We start from the raw sequence: 16,939 nt of genomic DNA, 5'->3' as shown, positions 1-16,939 counted from the left end.
CGCGGCTACTGGAGGTAGCCCTCGACCTGCGCGACGGAATTGGCCTGAACCCCGTCCGCGGACTCACCGAGGCCGATCCTCGCCCTGCGCTGCCGCAGCAGGTCCCATGCCTGATCCAGCAGCACTTCGAGTTCGGCCAAGCGCTGGCGTTCGGTTTTCGGGTCCAACTCGCCGCGGGTGGCCTGCGAGCGCAGCTCATGTTCCTGGTCGACCAGCTTCTTGATGCGCGTCAAGACGTCCTGTTCGCTCATGCGGACCATGCTACGGGCCGGGTCAGGCACTCGGCGGCGATCGCAACGGCGGCGACCAGATCCGGCCAGGCCAGCGCGGCGTAGCCGAGCGCGACACCGAAATGGTCGCGGCACGGGCGCAGATGATGCCTGGCCAACCCGTCGAGCGCGATGCCACGCAGGTGCCCGGTGGCGATCACGCGCTGCTCGGTCTCGGCCGAGTCCACCGGGACGACGACGTGCGAACCGGCGTCGTCGCCGATCACATCCAGCCCGCGGCGGCGCAGTTCGGTCACCACCAGCGCGCGCCGCGGCGGCAGCGCGCGCCGCAACCTGCGCAGGTGCCGGGACAGATCACCGTGCGCGGCGAAGGCCACGAGCACCCGCTGGCCCGCCGGGCTCGGGCCGGTGCCCGTGCGTTCCCGGTGGGCGAGCACAGCGTCAGCGATCTCCGGTGCGGCCAGCAGCCACCCGACGCCGAGGCTCGGGGACAGGATCTTGCTCGTCGTGCCCAAGTGGACGACGACATCGGGAGCCATGGTGGCGAGCAACGGCAGCGGCGCGGTGTCGTAGCGCAGTTCGCCGTCGTAGTCGTCCTCGATGACGACTATCCCGGACCGCCGCGCGTGTTCGATCAGTTCCACCCGGCGGGCCGCGGGCATCCGCGCGCCGAGCGGAAACTGATGGGCCGGAGTGCAATACACCGCCTTGATCCCTGCCGGCAGCAGGTCGACGCGCAGGCCGTGCGCGTCCACCGGGACCGGCACCACATCGATCCCAGCGGCCGAAAACGCACCCGCGGCTCTCTGATACCCAGGGTCTTCCATGGCGACGGCGTCACCGCGGCGCAGCAGAGCCGCCGCCAATTCGCCGACGGCGGAACTGGTTCCAGCGGTAGCCAGCAACGTCGTGGCCGTGCTCGCGCCGAGCCCACGGTGACGTAGCAGGTGCTCGGTGACCGCTGTGCGGAATTCCGGTTCGCCCGCGCGGTCCTTGCGTACCAGCGGCGCGTGGTCGGCAGCGGCGCGCCAGGCGCGCCGCCATGCGGCCGGATCGATGGCCTCGACGCACGGGGCGCCGGGGGCGAGGTCGAGCAGATGCGGTGCGGTGTCCGCGCCGCGGGGCGCGGTGGCGGGTGCGGGCACTGCGGCGGGTGCGGTGGTCAGGTAGGTGCCGGAACCGCGTTTGCCGCTGATCCAGCCTTCCGCGTGCAGCTGGTCGTAGGCGGCGGCCACCACCGTGCGGCTGACGCCGAGCCGGTGGGCCAGCACGCGGGTGGACGGGAGCCGGTCGCCGCCGCGCAGCGGTCCCGTAGTGGCGGCGTGTCGCAGCTGGTCGGCGAGCTGCGCCGCCAGCGGTTGCGGTAGATCGCGATCCAGCTGGAGTGGCAGGTCGTCGAGCATGACACCTCCGCGGAGTGGACTGCTGAAATTCGTCTGAATTGGCACTTTGATAATGCCATTTGTGCGCCGATGCTGGGTGCATGACCGCATCGGCCAGCTCACGAACCCCACTTTCGCCGACACCTCGCAGCACGCCGACTCGGCTGAAGGACCGCGCGCGCACCGATCGCGCCGACCTGGACGCGGTACTCGACGCCGGGCTGGTCTGCCACCTGGGGGTCCTGCTCGGCGGTACGCCGGTCGTCCTTCCGACCGCCTACGGACGCGACGGCGACACGCTCTACGTGCACGGTTCGACCGGCGCCAGGAGCCTGCGCGCGGCGATCGCCCACGACATCTCGGTGACGGTCACCCTGGTCGACGGCGTGGTCTACGCGCGGTCGGCCATGCACTTCTCGATGAACTACCGCTGCGCGGTCGTGCTCGGTCGCGCTGTCGAGGTCACCGACCGCGACGAACGCCTGCACGGCCTGCGCGTGGTCGTCGAGCACGCGGCGCCGGGCGCTTGGTCGCGGGTCCGCTCGCCGAACAAGAAGGAACTCGCCGCGACGACGGTGCTCGCCCTCGATCTCACCGAGGCGTCGGTGAAGGTCCGCACCGGCGGCCCCAACGACGACGCGGGCGATATCGAGACGGGCGGCGTGTGGGCGGGCGTGCTTCCGCTACGCCAGGTGTGGGGTGCGCCGATCGGCTCCGAAGATCTCGCGACCGGCATCGCCGTCCCGGATGATGTCCTCCGGCGACTCGAAACGATCCTGATCCGCTGACCGCTGCCACGTAGCGCAATTCGGACGCCGCTCGATTGTTCGCACGCGCCCATGACCAGGGCTGGGTGGGTGGACGACATCCGCCGAGACCGGTGCGTGGCCTGTTACGCGTCGGCTCAGAACACGAATTGGTCGCCGTAGCCTGTCGTCTGGGCGATGCCGCTTCTGGCCTCGGCGCGGACGGTGATGAAAGGCATTGCCGAAGCGGGGGAGAGGCATCCATTGACATTGAGCGCGGTATTGCTATGGGCGTAGGTGAAGGGATACGTCGACTCCCTGTCGAGGTTTCCCTCGGCGATCACGACCGCGGTCACGCTGCCCGGATTCAGATAAACTGTTAACTCACCGCCGACCTCCCCCGTGACGCCGGCGGTGACATTCGAATCGACGGTCAGTGCGACAACTCCCTGGTTGTCGACTGTGATGGCGGCGCCGGGACTGATGGCGAGTGCGCCACCGCCGGTCGCTCCGATGCTGACCTGGATGCCATTGGAGATGTCCACCGCACAGCCGACCAGATAGCCGGCGACGATCTTCCCCTGGCGCAACAACGAGGCTCCGTCGACGACGACCGAAAAGTTTCCGGACACCCTGGCCGCGTGCGCGAACGGCACCCCCATAGCCAAACCAGGGTTGGCGGACAGGACTTGGCTGGAATCCACCGACGCGGTCAGGTGCAGCCCCCCGGAGTTGACTTCCCCTGGCTCCGCGCCGGCTGTGGTGTCGACGCCCGTAACAGCACCGATGGTGGCCAGCGTCACCGCCGTGATCGCGGCCGAAGTACGCGAAAGCTTGCGGTTCATCATGCTCCAGTCGAATAGCTGTCGAAACCGAACTCGGGCGTGAACGCCGATCGCGCAGCACTGACCGCCGCGGATCCCGCTCGGCGCGTGCGGCTGGAACTCTACCGGTGGGTGCAGTGCAGGGGCCGGTAATCGGGACCGGCGTGGCGAGTCGACCGATCCAACGGGGGCTCGGTCTTCGCGGGTATCGGATCGATATTCGCCATCGTCTGGCAACTCGGTTGAATACCTACCAGATCAGCGACGCCGCGGGCCGGATTGCTGCACGATCAGCCGGAGCTGATGTCGAGTCGGCGACGCTCAGGCAGGTCGTCGAAATCAAGCGCGGCCGCCGTGCCTGCCCGCGCCCGCCGCGAAGCGCTGCGCGCCCGCCAGGGCGCCGTCCGCCAGCGCACCCAGGCCGTGCCGGAACTCGTTGCGCAGCGCGGACTCCTCGGTCATCCCGTCCTGCTCGAGCAGCGACATCCGGTCCGAGCGCAGACACGCCTGGGGTAGTGCGGCCAGTTCGGCGGCGAGTTCCTCCGCGGCCCGGCGCGCGTCGCCGGTCGGCACCACGCGGTTCACCAGACCCATCTGCAGCGCCTCCTCGGCACCCACCGGACGTCCGGTGAGCACCAGATCCATGGCGCGGCCGGTCCCCACGAGGCGCGGCAGCCGGATGGTGCCACCATCGATGAGCGGGACGCCCCAGCGGCGGCAGAACACGCCGAACGTACTGTCGCGCTCCGCGATTCGCAGGTCGCACCACAGCGCGAGTTCGAGCCCGCCCGCCACCGCGTACCCGCAGACCGCGGCGATCACCGGTTTGGCCAGGCGCATGCGCGTGGGGCCCATCGGGCCGTCGCCGTCCTCGGTCACCTGGTTGGAGCGTTCGGTGCCGAGCGCCTTCAAGTCGGCGCCCGCGCAGAACGTGCCGCCGTCGCCCCACAGCACGGCGACCGCGGCGCCCGCGTCGGCGTCGAACTCACGGAAGGCGTCGGCCAGCGCGGCGGCGGTGGGTCCGTCGACCGCGTTGCGCGCCTCGGGGCGATGCAGGATCACGGTGGTCACCGGGCCGTCGCGTTCGATCAGTACCGTCACGAACTCGACCATACGAGGTCGAAGCGCCCTTGTGCGAAGAAATGAACAAGTGATTCACTTCTTGTATGGCCTACCGCAGAACCCCCACCGTGCAGGCGCGCCTGGACGCGCAGGCGGGACTGATCGTGCAGGCCGCCACCAAGGTGCTGTCCCACGGCGGATACGCCGCAATGTCCATGGCCGCGGTAGCGGCGCAGGCGGGCGTGGCCACCGGCACGGTCTACAAGAACTTCGCCGGCAAGGCCGATCTGATGCGCGCGGTCTTCCGTGACGTGGTGGCCCGCGAGGTCGCCGCGGTGGCCGCGGCCGGTGCGCACGGAACGGCACTCGAACGGGTGACCGCGGCGGTGGAGACCTTCGCCGGTCGTGCGCTGAAAAACCCGAACCTCGCCTACGTGCTGCTCGCCGAGCCGGTCGACGCGATAGTCGACAGCGAACGACTGCACTTCCGGCGCGCGTTCGCCGAGACATTCGAATCCGCGGTGGCCGACGGTGTTTCGCGGCGCGAACTCCCGCCGCAGGACCCGAGGATCAGCGCCGCGGCGTTGGTCGGGGCGATCGGCGAGGTACTGGTCGGCCCGCTGGCCGACGCGCCGCACGGGCAACTCGTGGTCCCCGAACTCGTCGCGTTCGCGATGCGCGCGCTGGGCGTGCGCGACAACTCGGGTGCCGAGGGCACGCGGCTCAGATCAGGAGGGTCAGATGCAGACGCATGAAGTGCTCAACCAGGTGCCCGACATCGTGCCCTTCGACGCCGCGCACAACCCGGCACTCATCGAGGGGCTGCACCGGGAAGGCGCGGGCTGGGCCGAACCAGAGGTGCGCGAACTCGGCGTGCTCGCCGGCGGCGCCGAGGCGCAGCAGTGGGGCAGGCTGGCCAACGAGTACCCGCCGGTACTGCGCACGCACGACCGGTACGGTCACCGCATCGACGAGGTCGAGTTCCACCCGCACTGGCACGACCTGATGCGCGTCGCCGTCGAGCACGGCCTGCACGGCGCGCCGTGGCTGGACGATCGGCCGGGCGCGCACGTGGCGCGGGCCGCCAAGTTCTACACCTGGGGCGTCGCCGACGCGGGCCATATGTGCCCGATCTCGATGACCTACGCGGTGGTGCCCGCGCTGCGGCACAACCGGGAGCTGGCCGCGAAATACGAGCCGCTGCTCGGCTCCCGCGTCTACGACTTCGGTCTGCGTGAGCCGTCCGCCAAGTCCGGACTCATCGCGGGCATGTCGATGACCGAAAAGCAGGGCGGCTCCGATGTCCGCGCCAACACCACCACCGCGACCCCGCGGCCGGACGGCTCGTACCGGATCCTCGGGCACAAGTGGTTCACCTCCGCGCCCATGTCGGACCTGTTCCTGACCTTGGCGCAGGCGCCGAGCGGCCTGTCCTGTTTCCTGCTGCCCCGGGTGCTGCCGGACGGCACCCGCAACCCGATCCGCCTCCAGCGGCTCAAGGACAAACTGGGCAACAAGTCCAACGCCTCTTGCGAGATCGAGTACGAAAACGCGAGCGGCTGGCTGGTCGGCGCGGAAGGCGCGGGCGTCAAAACCATCATCGAGATGGTGAACATGACCAGGCTGGACTGCGTCATCGGCTCGGCGACGGGCATGCGCGCGGGTACGGTCTACGCGGTGCACCACGCCCGCCACCGGGCGGCGTTCGGCGCCGACCTGATCGACCAGCCCGCCATGCGCAATGTGCTGGCCGATCTGGTGATCGAGTCCGACGCCGCGACCACGGTGATGCTGCGGTTGGCCGGGGCCACCGATCGGGCCACGCGGGACCCGGCCGAGGCGGCGCTGCGGCGCATCGCGTTGGCCATCACCAAATACTGGGTGTGCAAGCGGGCGCCGTCGCACGCGGCGGAGGCACTGGAATGCCTGGGCGGCAATGGATATACCGAGGAATCCGGCATGCCGCGGCTGTATCGCGAGGCGCCGCTGATGTCGATCTGGGAGGGCTCGGGCAACGTCGCGGCGCTGGATGCGCTGCGCGCCATGGGCCGTCAGCCGGAGACCGTCGAGGCGTACGTCAACGAGGTGTCGCTGGCGAAGGGCGCGCACCCCCGGCTGGACGACGCGATCGCCCGCGTCGGCAAGGAACTGTCGGACTTCGACGACATCGAATACCGCGCGCGCCGCGTCGTGGAGTTGATGGCGCTGGTGCTGCAAGGGGCGCAACTGGTCCGCCACGGCCACGCCGCTATCGCTGACGCTTTCTGCGCCACCCGGCTGGGCGACGACTGGGGCATCGCGTTCGGCACGCTGCCTACCGGGGTCGACACCGGCGCGATCATCGAGCGCGCGTTCGCCTGAACCGGCTGCGTCCGCGGCATCGCGGCGACCGAGACGGCGATCAGACCGGCGCTACCGGTCACGGGGTCAGCGGTTCGCGCGGTACCAGCGGATCAGCGAGTCGGTGGACGAATCACCCTGTGGCTCAGGGTCTTCTGCGGCGGTGAGCAGCGGGGCGAGCGCGAGCGCCTGCTGTTTGCCGAGTTCGACGCCCCACTGGTCGAAGCTGTCGATGCCCCAGATGGCGCCTTCCACGAAGACCTGATGCTCATAGAGTGCGATGAGCTGGCCGACGACCGACGGGGTGAGCTGCGGCGCGAGGATGGTGGTCGATGGACGGTTGCCCGGCATCACCTTGTGCGGCACCAGCTTCGGATCGGTTCCCTCGGCGGCGATCTCCTCGGCGGTCTTGCCGAAAGCGAGCACCTTCGTCTGCGCGAACAGATTGCTCATCAGCACATCGTGCATGCTGCCGGTGCCGTCGATGGTCGGCAGATCGCTGGTGGGCCGGGCGAACCCGATGAAGTCGGCCGGAACGAGCCAGGTGCCCTGGTGCAGCAGTTGATAGAAGGCGTGCTGACCGTTGGTTCCCGGCTCGCCCCAGAAGATCTCGCCCGTGGAGGTGGTCACCGGGGTGCCGTCGGCGCGCACCGACTTGCCGTTGGACTCCATGGTCAGCTGTTGCAGATAGGCAGGGAAGCGAGCCAGATCGTTCGCGTACGGCAGCACCGCGTGCGACTGCGCCCCGAAGAAATTCGAGTACCAGACGCCGAGCAGACCGAGCAGCACTGGTGCGTTCGCCGCCAGCGGCGCGGTGCCGAAATGCCGGTCCACGGTGTGCATTCCGGCGAGAAACTGCGCGAACCGCTCCTTGCCGACGGTCGCCATCACCGAAAGGCCGATCGCGGAGGCCACCGAGTAGCGGCCGCCGATCCAATTCCAGAAGCCGAACATGTTGTCGGTGTCGATGCCGAATCGCGACACCCGCTCGGCGTTGGTCGAGACCGCGACGAAATGCTTGGCGACCGCGTCCTCGCCGAGCGCGGCGACCAGCCAGCGCCGTGCCGCGGTCGCGTTGGTCAGCGTCTCCAGAGTGGTGAACGTCTTGGACGCGACGATGAACAATGTGGTGGCCGGATCCAGCCCGTCGAGTGTCGCGACCAGATCCGCGGGGTCGACGTTCGAGACGAACCGCGCGCCGATGCCCGCGTCGGCGTAGTGGCGCAGCGCCTGATGCACCATCACCGGCCCGAGATCCGACCCGCCGATACCGATGTTCACCACCGTCTTGATGCGCTCGCCGGTCGCGCCGCGCCAGCTGCCGCAGCGCAGGGCGTCGGTGAACTCGCCCATCCGTCGCAGCACCTCGTGCACCTCGCCGCCCGCGTTATCGCCGCCCGTGGCGGTGTCCTCGCCGCTCAGGCTCTCGCCCTTCGGCAGCCGCAGCGCGATGTGGCCGACCGCGCGATCCTCGGACGTGTTGATGTGCTCGCCGCGGTACATCGCGTCCCGGCGCTCGGGCACGCCCGCCTCCCGCGCCAATTCCACGAGCAGGTGCAGGGTTTCCCGGTTCACCCGGTGCTTGCTGTAGTCGATGTGCAGGTCGCCCACCTGGACGGTCAACTCGCGGCCCCGGGCCGGATCGTCGGCGAAGAACTCCCTGAGGTGTCGCCCGGCGATCCCACCGTGGTGATCGTGCAGTTTCCGCCATGCCGCCGTGGCGGTGATGTCGCTGCTCACGTTCGCCGAGAGTACAAGCACGCACGGCGGTGCGCACGGCGTGTCCGCGGCGAGCCGGTTGGTCCAGCAGTGGCGTCGAGGTGATTTCGCAGACCGGCTCCGGGAACCCGGCACGGGCATAGGCTGGCGGCATGGTGTCCGAACGCGAACTTCTCGAATCTGTCCCCACGCGGCTGTGGATCGGCGGACCGGTCGACGCCACCGGCGCAGGCACCTTTCCGGTGCACAATCCGGCCACGGGTGAGGTGTTGACGCAGGTCGCGGACGCGACGCCGGAGGATGCGCTGCGCGCGCTCGACGCCGCCGTCGCGGTGCAGGACGAATGGGCGGCCACATCGGGGCGTGAGCGGGGCGAGATCCTGCGGAAAGTGTTCGAACAGATCACCGTCCGGGCCGAGGAATTCGCGCTGCTGATGACCCTGGAGATGGGCAAGGCCCTGCCGGAGAGCCGCAACGAGGTGCGCTACGGCGCCGAATTCTTCCGCTGGTTCAGCGAGGAGGCCGTCCGGGTGCATGGGCGCTACTTGCACGCGCCGTCCGGCACCGGGCGGATCATGGTGCACAAACAACCGGTCGGCCCCTGTCTGGCGATCACGCCGTGGAACTTCCCGCTGGCCATGGGCACCCGCAAGATCGGTCCCGCGCTGGCCGCCGGCTGCACGATGATCGTGAAGCCCGCTTCGGCGACGCCGCTGACGATGCTGTTGCTGGCTCAGCTGTGCAGGGCGGCCGGCCTGCCCGACGGCGTGCTGTCGGTGCTCACCACCAGCCGCTCCAGCGCGGTGACCCAGCCGCTGCTGGACGATCCGCGGCTGCGCAAGCTGACCTTCACCGGGTCCACCGAGGTCGGCAAGAAATTGGTCGAGAAGTCCGCGAACCGGCTCCTGCGCACCTCGATGGAACTCGGCGGAAACGCGCCATTCGTGGTGTTCGACGACGCCGATGTCGACGCGGCCGTGCAGGGCGCGATGCTGGCCAAGCTGCGCAACGGCGGTGAGGCGTGCACCGCCGCGAACCGCTTTCACGTGCAGAACGGCGTCCGCGCCGAATTCACCGCCAAGCTGGTCGAGGCGATGACGGGCTCGGTGCGGCTCGGTCCGGGCACTGACCCTGACACGACCCTCGGTCCGCTGATCAGCGAAGACCAACTCCAGAAGGTCGGCGAATTGGTGGACGACGCCGTCGCGGCGGGTGCACAGGTACTGATCGGCGGCAAGGCCTCCGGCGGCCCCGGCTGGTTCTACCCGGCCACCATCCTCACCGACGTGCCCGCGCAAGCCAGGATTCTGCGGGAGGAAGTCTTCGGCCCGGTCGCACCGATTATCGGTTTCGAGACCGAGCAGGAGGGGCTCGCAGCCGCCAACGACACCGAATTCGGTTTGGTCAGCTACGTCTACACCCGCGACCTCGATCGTGCCCTCCGGATCGCCGAGGGCCTGGAATCCGGCATGGTGGGCGTCAACCGCGGCGTCATTTCCGACCCCGCCGCCCCCTTCGGCGGCGTCAAGTCGTCGGGTTTCGGCCGGGAAGGTGGCACCGAGGGCATCGAGGAGTACCTGTCCACCAAATACATCGCCCTCACCTGAGCGGTGCTGGGCACGACCGATTTTCGAGTCCGGCTTTCGAGTTCGGGATCGCCTGACCGGCACGCCGGATCCCGGACATGAAACGACCGCCCCGGGGTATGCGCACCCGGGGCGGCCTTGTGGAATGCGACGGTCTCGCGAACGCGCCGCACCAGCTGTCAGTGCCCGAGGCGACCGCGGCCGAGGCGAAGCAGCAGCATGGCGAGGGTGTGGCCCTCCTGACCGAGTTCGCTGAAGCGCTCCAAGACCTTCATTTCCCGACTGTGCACCAGGCGCGGCCCGCCCGACGCCATCCGCGTCCGGCCGATGATCCGGGAGATCTCCGTCCGCCGCTTGATCGCGGCCAGGATCTCGGCGTCCAGATGGTCGATCTCCTTGCGGAGCTTGTCGATCTCGGCCTCGGTCTGCGGCAGCGCGGAATCGGACCCGGTCGCCGTAGCAGGGGTGCTCATCATTCATCTCCTCGTGTCAGAACGTGGATCGGAGCGTGCGCTCGGCTCGTTACCGATCGGTTCTTTCACCGTGAAACAGACCTGGTAGGGCCCTTGGATTGTCCCCCCAGGAAGGTACTCAGGTACAGGCTCCGCGATCCCGACATCCGGCAAATGACCGAAGCGGACGTGTCGCGAGAGCGCTGGGCATTCCGCCAGTCTGCCACGGGCTGGAGGGTATGCAAAACGACTACACGTGTGAATCGCCCGAGAAGCCGAGGTCGTTTCGCCGCGGCTGGTCGGTTGCCGAGCAGTGCCGAACGGATGCCGGAGCCCAGGGCTTCAGGTCTGTCGGTGCCCGCCGGTAGCGTGGATGGACAATGGACATCACGGTGGCTACCAAGACGCAGACCGATCGGGTCGCGCATCCGGATCCGGCAGCGAAACCGCTCGTCGCCGAGAACGACGCCGAGCGGCCGCGGCATGCCGCCGGGCCGCAGGCGCCGCTATCGGACGTCGAGCGCGAACAGCGGCGCGTCGAACACGAGCAGCGGCGCGTCGAGCAGGCGCAACAGCTGCTCGACGGCCTCAACCCGCAGCAGCGTGCGGCGGTTGTGCACGCCGGATCTCCCCTGCTGATCGTGGCGGGCGCGGGGTCGGGCAAGACGGCTGTGCTCACCCGGCGCATCGCCTACCTGCTCGCCGCCCGCGGCGTGACCCCCGGCCAGGTGCTCGCCATCACTTTCACCAACAAGGCCGCCGCGGAGATGCGTGAGCGGGTGAGCGGGCTGGTCGGCCCGCGCGCGAACGCCATGTGGGTGTCCACGTTCCACTCCAGCTGCGTCCGGATCCTGCGTACCCAGGCGGCGCTGCTGCCGGGCTTGAATTCGAATTTCTCGATCTACGATGCCGATGATTCCCGGCGCCTGCTCACCATGATCAGCCGCGATCTGGAGATCGACACCAAGAAGTACTCGGCGCGTCTGCTGGCGACCGCGATCTCGAATCTGAAGAACGAGCTCATCGATCCGGCCCGCGCCACCGCGGACGCCGAATCCGACGATGCCGAATTGCCCGGCCTGGTAGCCCGGGTCTACACCGAATACCAGCGCAGATTGCGTTCGGCGAACGCCATGGACTTCGACGACCTGATCGGTGAGACGGTGGCACTGCTGCAGAACCACCCGCAGGTCGCCGAGTACTACCGTCGCCGTTTCCGGCATGTCCTGGTGGACGAGTATCAGGACACCAACCATGCCCAGTACGTTCTGGTGCGCGAGCTGGTCGGGCACCACGGGGACCACGAAGCGGACCGGCCGCAGGACCGTGTCCCGCCGAGCGAACTGTGCGTCGTCGGCGACGCCGATCAGTCCATCTACGCCTTCCGCGGCGCGACCATCCGCAATATCGAGGAGTTCGAGCGCGATTTCCCCGACGCGGAATCCATCCTCCTGGAGCAGAACTACCGCTCCACGCAGCGCATCCTCTCGGCCGCCAACTCGGTGATCGCCCGCAACGAGAACCGGCGCGAGAAGAAGCTGTGGACCGATTCCGGCGAGGGCGAGCTGATCACCGGCTACGTCGCCGACAACGAGCACGACGAGGCGTCGTTCGTCGCGCGTGAGATCGACCGGCTGGTCGACCAAGGTGAGGCCAACTACGGCGACGTCGCGGTGTTCTATCGGACCAACAACAACTCTCGCGCGCTGGAAGAGATCTTCATCCGGATGGGACTGCCCTACAAGGTGGTCGGCGGTGTCCGATTCTACGAGCGCAAAGAGGTGCGCGACATCGTCGCCTATCTGCGCGTGCTGGAGAACCCGGACGACACGGTGAGTATGCGCCGCATCCTGAACACGCCCCGCCGCGGTATCGGCGACCGCGCCGAGGCGTGTGTGGCGGTGCACGCCGAACGGCGCGGGATCGGTTTCGCCGCCGCGCTGCGCGACGCCGCCGAGGGCAAGGTGGCGCTGCTGAACACCCGCTCGCAGCGAGCCATCGCGGGCTTCCTCGACCTGCTCGACGAGATCCGGGCGGCGGGCGAACGCGCGGAGTCCGACTTCCCTGATGTGGGCAATGTCGTCGAGGCGGTGCTCGAGCGCACCGGCTATCGCGGCGAACTGGAGGCCTCCGACGATCCACAAGACGGTGCACGACTCGATAATCTCAACGAATTGGTCAGCGTCGCACGGGAATTCAGTTCCGAGGCGTCCAACAACGCCGAGGCGGCCCGGCAGGAAGGGCTGGTGCCCGAAGTGGGCGAAGGCGAGCCCGACCCCGGTTCGCTCGCCGCTTTCCTGGAGCGGGTCTCCCTGGTGGCCGACACCGATCAGATTCCGGACGAGGGCTCCGGCGTCGTCACGATGATGACGTTGCACACCGCGAAGGGCTTGGAGTTTCCGGTGGTATTCGTGACCGGTTGGGAGGACGGCCAGTTCCCGCACATGCGGTCGCTCGGCGATCCGACCGAACTGGCCGAGGAACGTCGCCTGGCCTACGTCGGCATCACCAGAGCCAGGCGGCGCCTGTATGTGACCCGCGCGGTGGTTCGTTCGGGCTGGGGACAGCCGGTCTCCAATCCGGAATCGCGCTTCCTGCAAGAGATCCCGGGTCATCTCATCGATTGGCGCCGCCTCGAGCCGGCCGGATCGCCTGCGGCCAGGGGTCCGCGGCGGCGCGGCGGTGACGACGACGGGCTGGAGCGGGACTGGACGCGGGGAGATGGCTGGTCGGAGCCGAGGCCGGGCGTGCGGGACCGGGGCACACGGAGACCGGCGCCCGGCGGCGCGACGCGCAACAACACGAACTTGGTGCTCGCCGTGGGCGATCGGGTCAGCGACGACAAATACGGTCTCGGCCGCGTGATCGCCGCCGAGGGCTTCGGGCCGCTGGCCACCGTGACGATCGATTTCGGTACCGCCGGCAAGATCCGACTGATCCCGCAATACAGTCGAACACTGGTCAAACTCTGAGCGCTCGCTCGGTGCACAGAGCGGGCCGACCGGTGCGACATGGCCTTTCGGCCCTGCCCGCGGTCCGGCCACGCCGGTAGGGTCCGCTCATGGACACAGTCGTGCAGCACATCCTGTGGTTTCTACCCGCGTTGTGGCTCGGCATGGTGCTGGCCATCTCATTCCTGGAGGCGCCGTTGAAGTTTCGCGCGCCGGGAGTGACGCTTGCGCTCGGGCTCGGCATCGGTCGCTTGGTGTTTCGCGCCTTGAACGCCGCCGAGGTCGGGCTCGCCGCGCTGCTGCTGCTCGCCGCGCTGATCGTGTCGCCCGGCTCGGCAACCTGGTCATGGCTGGGCGTGACCGTGGTGCTGCTGGCCATCCAGGTCGTGGTGGTGCGCCCGCCGCTGACCCGCCGCGCCGACCGGGTTCTGGCAGGCGAAAACCTGGCCCGTTCGCATGCCCACTACTGGTACATCGGCTTGGAGATCACCAAAGTGGTTGCCTTGGTCGGGCTCGCGATCGCCGCCGCACCGTAGGGCTTGCGTCCCAGGTGCTCGGGCCGCGCCTGCACCCCTGGGGGCCTGTAGCGAGTGGATACCGGCGCGGTCGCTCAGTCGCGCTGTTGGCCGAGGCTGATACCGCGGGTGGCCAGCCAAGGCAGCGGGTCGACCTTGTCGACGCCGTTCAACCAGACCTCGAAGTGGCAGTGCGGTCCGGTGGAGAACCCGCGGTTGCCGACCGTGGCGATCTGGTCGCCGGCCAGCACGCGCTGGCCCTGCGACACCGTGGCGGTGTCGACGTGGCCGTAGATGGTGATGGTGCCATCGTCGTGCAGCAGACGGACCCACATGCCGAATCCGGCGGCGGGACCGGCCTCGATGACGGTGCCATCGGCAACGGCGTAGATCGGGGTGCCGATCGGGGCCGCGATGTCGACGCCGAGGTGCTGCACGCCCCACCGGGCGCCGAAGCCGGAGGTGAAGGTGCCCGCCGCGGTGAACTTGGTGAACAGCGGGCGGAGTTTTGCGGCCTCCTGAGTAGCGAGGCCCTCGGCGTACTTCTGGCCCTTTTGCAGGATGTCGTTGAACTGCTGCACGTTGGCGGGTGTCGAAACGTTCAGCACCTGAGGAGAGTCCGGCGAGATGTTCGGATCGGCCACATTCATCGATTGGGCGGCGATCTCGTGGATCTGCCCGGCCGCTTCGTAATCGACGGCCTGTGACGGCTGCTCGGGGGCGGCGAAGGCGGCCTGCCCGGCGGCGACCACCGCACCGGCGGCGACGGCGGCGACCGCGGCGCGGCCCTTGAGGGCGGCCGGCGGTGCGGGCAGCCGGTGCGCGCCCCCACGCTTGTTCGCGGCACGGCGGCCAGGGATCACGGTGGGCGTGGCGGGCCGGTCGGTGCCGGTCTCGGTCGCCTCGGGGTCGGCGGTCTCCGACGCCCAGGCTTCTTCGGGAGCCCAGCAGCCGGTGTCGTCGGCCGTCCATTGCTGCTGTTGCGGTGTCCAGGGTTCCGGCTCGGCCCACGCGTCGCCCGAACTCCAGGCGCCACCGTCGGTCCAGGAACTCTGCTGCGACCAATCCTGTTGGGCCCACGCGTTGTTTCCGGCCCAGGAGTCGTCGGAGCCGACGTGCTGGTAGTCCGGGCGGTGATATGCCGGGTGCGCGTAGCTCGCGTCGTGCATCTGTGGCTCGACTGCGGCGTGATCGGATGCGAAGGCGGGACCATCTGTCGCGCCCGCGGGGTAGTACTGCGAGTCGGCGCTGTAGGAAAGGTCTGCGTATCCGTCGACCCGGGGCTCTGCGTGCGGGCCCGCACCGAAGGGCTCGTCGTCCGGGCGGTAACGATGCCGGGACAGCAGGCGATCATCGGGGGCGAAGGTAGAGCGATGGTTCATCGGCGGTGCCACATCGTGTGGGAGACGATCGTGTCGGAGACGATCGTGTAGCGGGGGAGAACTGCATATCTGCTGTTCAGCGGAGTCGAACGGTCGTACGTCGGTCGCTTGTACGTGGAGCGGCTCTCCGGCTGCGAAGCGCTGTGCTGCGTCAAAGCTTGCCGTCCTCCTGGTCGTGACCGTGTTGTGACATCGACCGAATGACGGTAACGAAACGATTGCACCCCCACAAGCGGAGCGGATGATCCGCCCCGGACATGTGAGATTCATCACTCTTATCTGCGTGGAATTCCGCACTGCGGGGTGAGTGTGCCGGAGGGGTCGCGTCGGCGGCGAAACCGCGCACTTTCGGGATCGAAGGCTTCGCGTGGACCGCCTTTCGGCAATCTACTCGCGGGTAGCGTAGCCAGCGGTTTCGTCGACCCATAGCGCTGGTCCGTGACCTGCGCCACTTAGGATGTACGTGGCCGTTTGGCTCTCCCTGTGACTGGTTAGAGTCCGACCCGACCCGCTTCCGACGTCGGGCCGCCAACAAAGACGTTGTCATCACAACGCAGACGAGACGGTGAGTACATGGATCTCTTCGAATATCAGGCGAAGGAGCTCTTCGTAAAGCACGGAGTGCCCTCGTCCGAGGGCCGCGTCACGGACACGGCCGAGGACGCCCGCGCGATCGCGGCGGAAATCGGCAAGCCGGTGATGATCAAGGCCCAGGTGAAGGCCGGTGGCCGCGGCAAGGCGGGTGGCGTCAAGTACGCCGCCACCCCGGACGACGCATTCACGCACGCGCAGAACATCATCGGCCTGGATATCAAGGGCCACATCACCAAGAAGATCCTCGTCGCCGAAGCCAAGGACATCGCGGAGGAGTACTACATCTCCTTCCTGCTGGACCGGGCCAACCGGACCTACCTGGCCATGTGCTCGGTCGAAGGCGGCATGGAGATCGAAGAGGTCGCCGCGACCAAGCCGGAGCGACTGGCGAAGGTTGCCGTCGACGCGGTCAAGGGCGTCGACCTGGCGTTCGCGCGCTCGATCGCCGAGCAGGGCCATCTGCCCGCCGACGTGCTGGACGCCGCGGCCGTCACCATCCAGAAGCTGTGGGAGGTGTTCGTCGCCGAGGACGCCACCCTGGTCGAGGTGAACCCGCTGGTGCGCACCCCGCAGAACGAGATCCTCGCGCTGGACGGCAAGGTCACCCTGGACGAGAACGCCGGATTCCGCCACCCGGAGCACGAGGCGTTCGCCGACAAGGACGCGACCGACCCGCTCGAGCTCAAGGCCAAGGAGAACGACCTCAACTACGTCAAGCTCGACGGTGAGGTCGGCATCATCGGCAACGGCGCGGGTCTGGTCATGTCGACCCTGGACGTCGTCGCCTACGCGGGCGAGGGCCACGGCGGCGTGAAGCCGGCCAACTTCCTGGACATCGGTGGCGGCGCCTCGGCCGAGGTGATGGCCGCCGGCCTGGACGTCATCCTGAACGACAGCCAGGTCAAGAGCGTGTTCGTGAACGTGTTCGGTGGCATCACCGCGTGTGACGCGGTCGCCAACGGCATCGTGAAGGCACTGGAAATCCTCGGTGACGAGGCCAACAAGCCGCTGGTCGTCCGCCTGGACGGCAACCGCGTCGACGAGGGTCGCAAGATTCTGGCCGACGCCAACCACCCGCTGGTGACGCTGGCGCAGACAATGGACGAAGGCGCCGACAAGGCCGCCGAACTGGCAGCCGCCCGATAACGGCCGAGTA

At 68.5% G+C, this 16,939-nt stretch carries 14 protein-coding genes; 7 read left to right on the top strand and 7 right to left on the bottom strand.

What is annotated here, in order from left to right:
* Positions 1–5: 5 nt before the first annotated feature.
* Together ACT86A_RS10460 and pdxR are read right to left on the bottom strand one after the other, a co-directional pair.
* Positions 6–251, bottom strand: coding sequence for a DUF2630 family protein (locus ACT86A_RS10460; protein WP_445091831.1), 246 nt, complete (start codon positions 249–251; stop codon positions 6–8).
* Complete coding sequence (gene pdxR / locus ACT86A_RS10455; protein WP_445091830.1) at positions 248–1,633, bottom strand: MocR-like pyridoxine biosynthesis transcription factor PdxR; 1,386 nt, start codon at positions 1,631–1,633, stop codon at positions 248–250. Before pdxR ends, ACT86A_RS10460 begins: the two co-directional genes overlap by 4 nt.
* A gap of 80 nt (positions 1,634–1,713) precedes the next feature.
* On the opposite strand from pdxR, the gene ACT86A_RS10450 reads away from it, so the two are divergent.
* On the top strand, positions 1,714–2,400 hold the full coding sequence (locus ACT86A_RS10450; RefSeq protein WP_445091829.1) for a pyridoxamine 5'-phosphate oxidase family protein: 687 nt from the start codon (positions 1,714–1,716) through the stop codon (positions 2,398–2,400).
* A 116-nt stretch (positions 2,401–2,516) separates the two neighbouring features.
* Here the strand turns inward: ACT86A_RS10450 and ACT86A_RS10445 are convergent, their stop codons facing one another.
* Entirely contained in the window at positions 2,517–3,203 is a 687-nt protein-coding gene (locus ACT86A_RS10445) for an MspA family porin (RefSeq protein WP_445091828.1), read from the bottom strand.
* Positions 3,204–3,521: 318 nt separating this feature from the next.
* Positions 3,522–4,295: a crotonase/enoyl-CoA hydratase family protein gene (locus ACT86A_RS10440; protein ID WP_445091827.1), complete on the bottom strand. Its 774-nt coding sequence runs from the start codon at positions 4,293–4,295 to the stop codon at positions 3,522–3,524.
* 53 nt (positions 4,296–4,348) lie between these two features.
* Here ACT86A_RS10440 and ACT86A_RS10435 point away from each other — a divergent pair, with 53 nt between their 5' ends.
* Positions 4,349–4,999 (top strand): TetR/AcrR family transcriptional regulator, encoded by a 651-nt coding sequence (locus ACT86A_RS10435; protein WP_445091826.1) that lies wholly within the window; start codon positions 4,349–4,351, stop codon positions 4,997–4,999.
* Positions 4,986–6,605, top strand: a complete 1,620-nt coding sequence (locus tag ACT86A_RS10430) for an acyl-CoA dehydrogenase family protein (RefSeq protein ID WP_445091825.1) — start codon at positions 4,986–4,988, stop codon at positions 6,603–6,605. The genes ACT86A_RS10435 and ACT86A_RS10430 overlap by 14 nt, the downstream gene beginning before the upstream one ends.
* A 66-nt stretch (positions 6,606–6,671) precedes the next feature.
* Here ACT86A_RS10430 and pgi read toward each other — a convergent pair whose 3' ends face one another.
* The gene (gene pgi / locus ACT86A_RS10425) at positions 6,672–8,324 is read right to left on the bottom strand and encodes a glucose-6-phosphate isomerase (protein WP_445091824.1); all 1,653 of its coding nucleotides are present in this window, start codon (positions 8,322–8,324) and stop codon (positions 6,672–6,674) included.
* Positions 8,325–8,455: 131 nt separating this feature from the next.
* Between pgi and ACT86A_RS10420 the strand changes: the two genes are divergently transcribed.
* Complete coding sequence (locus ACT86A_RS10420; protein WP_445091823.1) at positions 8,456–9,910, top strand: NAD-dependent succinate-semialdehyde dehydrogenase; 1,455 nt, start codon at positions 8,456–8,458, stop codon at positions 9,908–9,910.
* A gap of 158 nt (positions 9,911–10,068) precedes the next feature.
* Here ACT86A_RS10420 and ACT86A_RS10415 read toward each other — a convergent pair whose 3' ends face one another.
* Positions 10,069–10,362, bottom strand: a complete 294-nt coding sequence (locus ACT86A_RS10415; protein WP_445091822.1) for a chorismate mutase — start codon at positions 10,360–10,362, stop codon at positions 10,069–10,071.
* Positions 10,363–10,721: 359 nt separating this feature from the next.
* Between ACT86A_RS10415 and pcrA the strand changes: the two genes are divergently transcribed.
* Entirely contained in the window at positions 10,722–13,313 is a 2,592-nt protein-coding gene (gene pcrA / locus ACT86A_RS10410) for a DNA helicase PcrA (protein WP_445091821.1), read from the top strand.
* Between the two features lie 89 nt (positions 13,314–13,402).
* Positions 13,403–13,828, top strand: coding sequence for a hypothetical protein (locus tag ACT86A_RS10405; RefSeq protein ID WP_445091820.1), 426 nt, complete (start codon positions 13,403–13,405; stop codon positions 13,826–13,828).
* A gap of 74 nt (positions 13,829–13,902) precedes the next feature.
* On the opposite strand, the gene ACT86A_RS10400 is transcribed toward ACT86A_RS10405, so the two are convergent.
* Positions 13,903–14,976, bottom strand: a complete 1,074-nt coding sequence (locus tag ACT86A_RS10400) for a M23 family metallopeptidase (RefSeq protein WP_445091891.1) — start codon at positions 14,974–14,976, stop codon at positions 13,903–13,905.
* Positions 14,977–15,762: 786 nt separating this feature from the next.
* On the opposite strand from ACT86A_RS10400, the gene sucC reads away from it, so the two are divergent.
* Positions 15,763–16,929: an ADP-forming succinate--CoA ligase subunit beta gene (sucC, locus tag ACT86A_RS10395; RefSeq protein ID WP_445091819.1), complete on the top strand. Its 1,167-nt coding sequence runs from the start codon at positions 15,763–15,765 to the stop codon at positions 16,927–16,929.
* The last annotated feature ends 10 nt before the right edge of the window (positions 16,930–16,939 follow it).

Source organism: Nocardia glycosmidis, from assembly GCF_052545115.1.
This window is presented reverse-complemented; position numbering and strand designations above follow the sequence as displayed.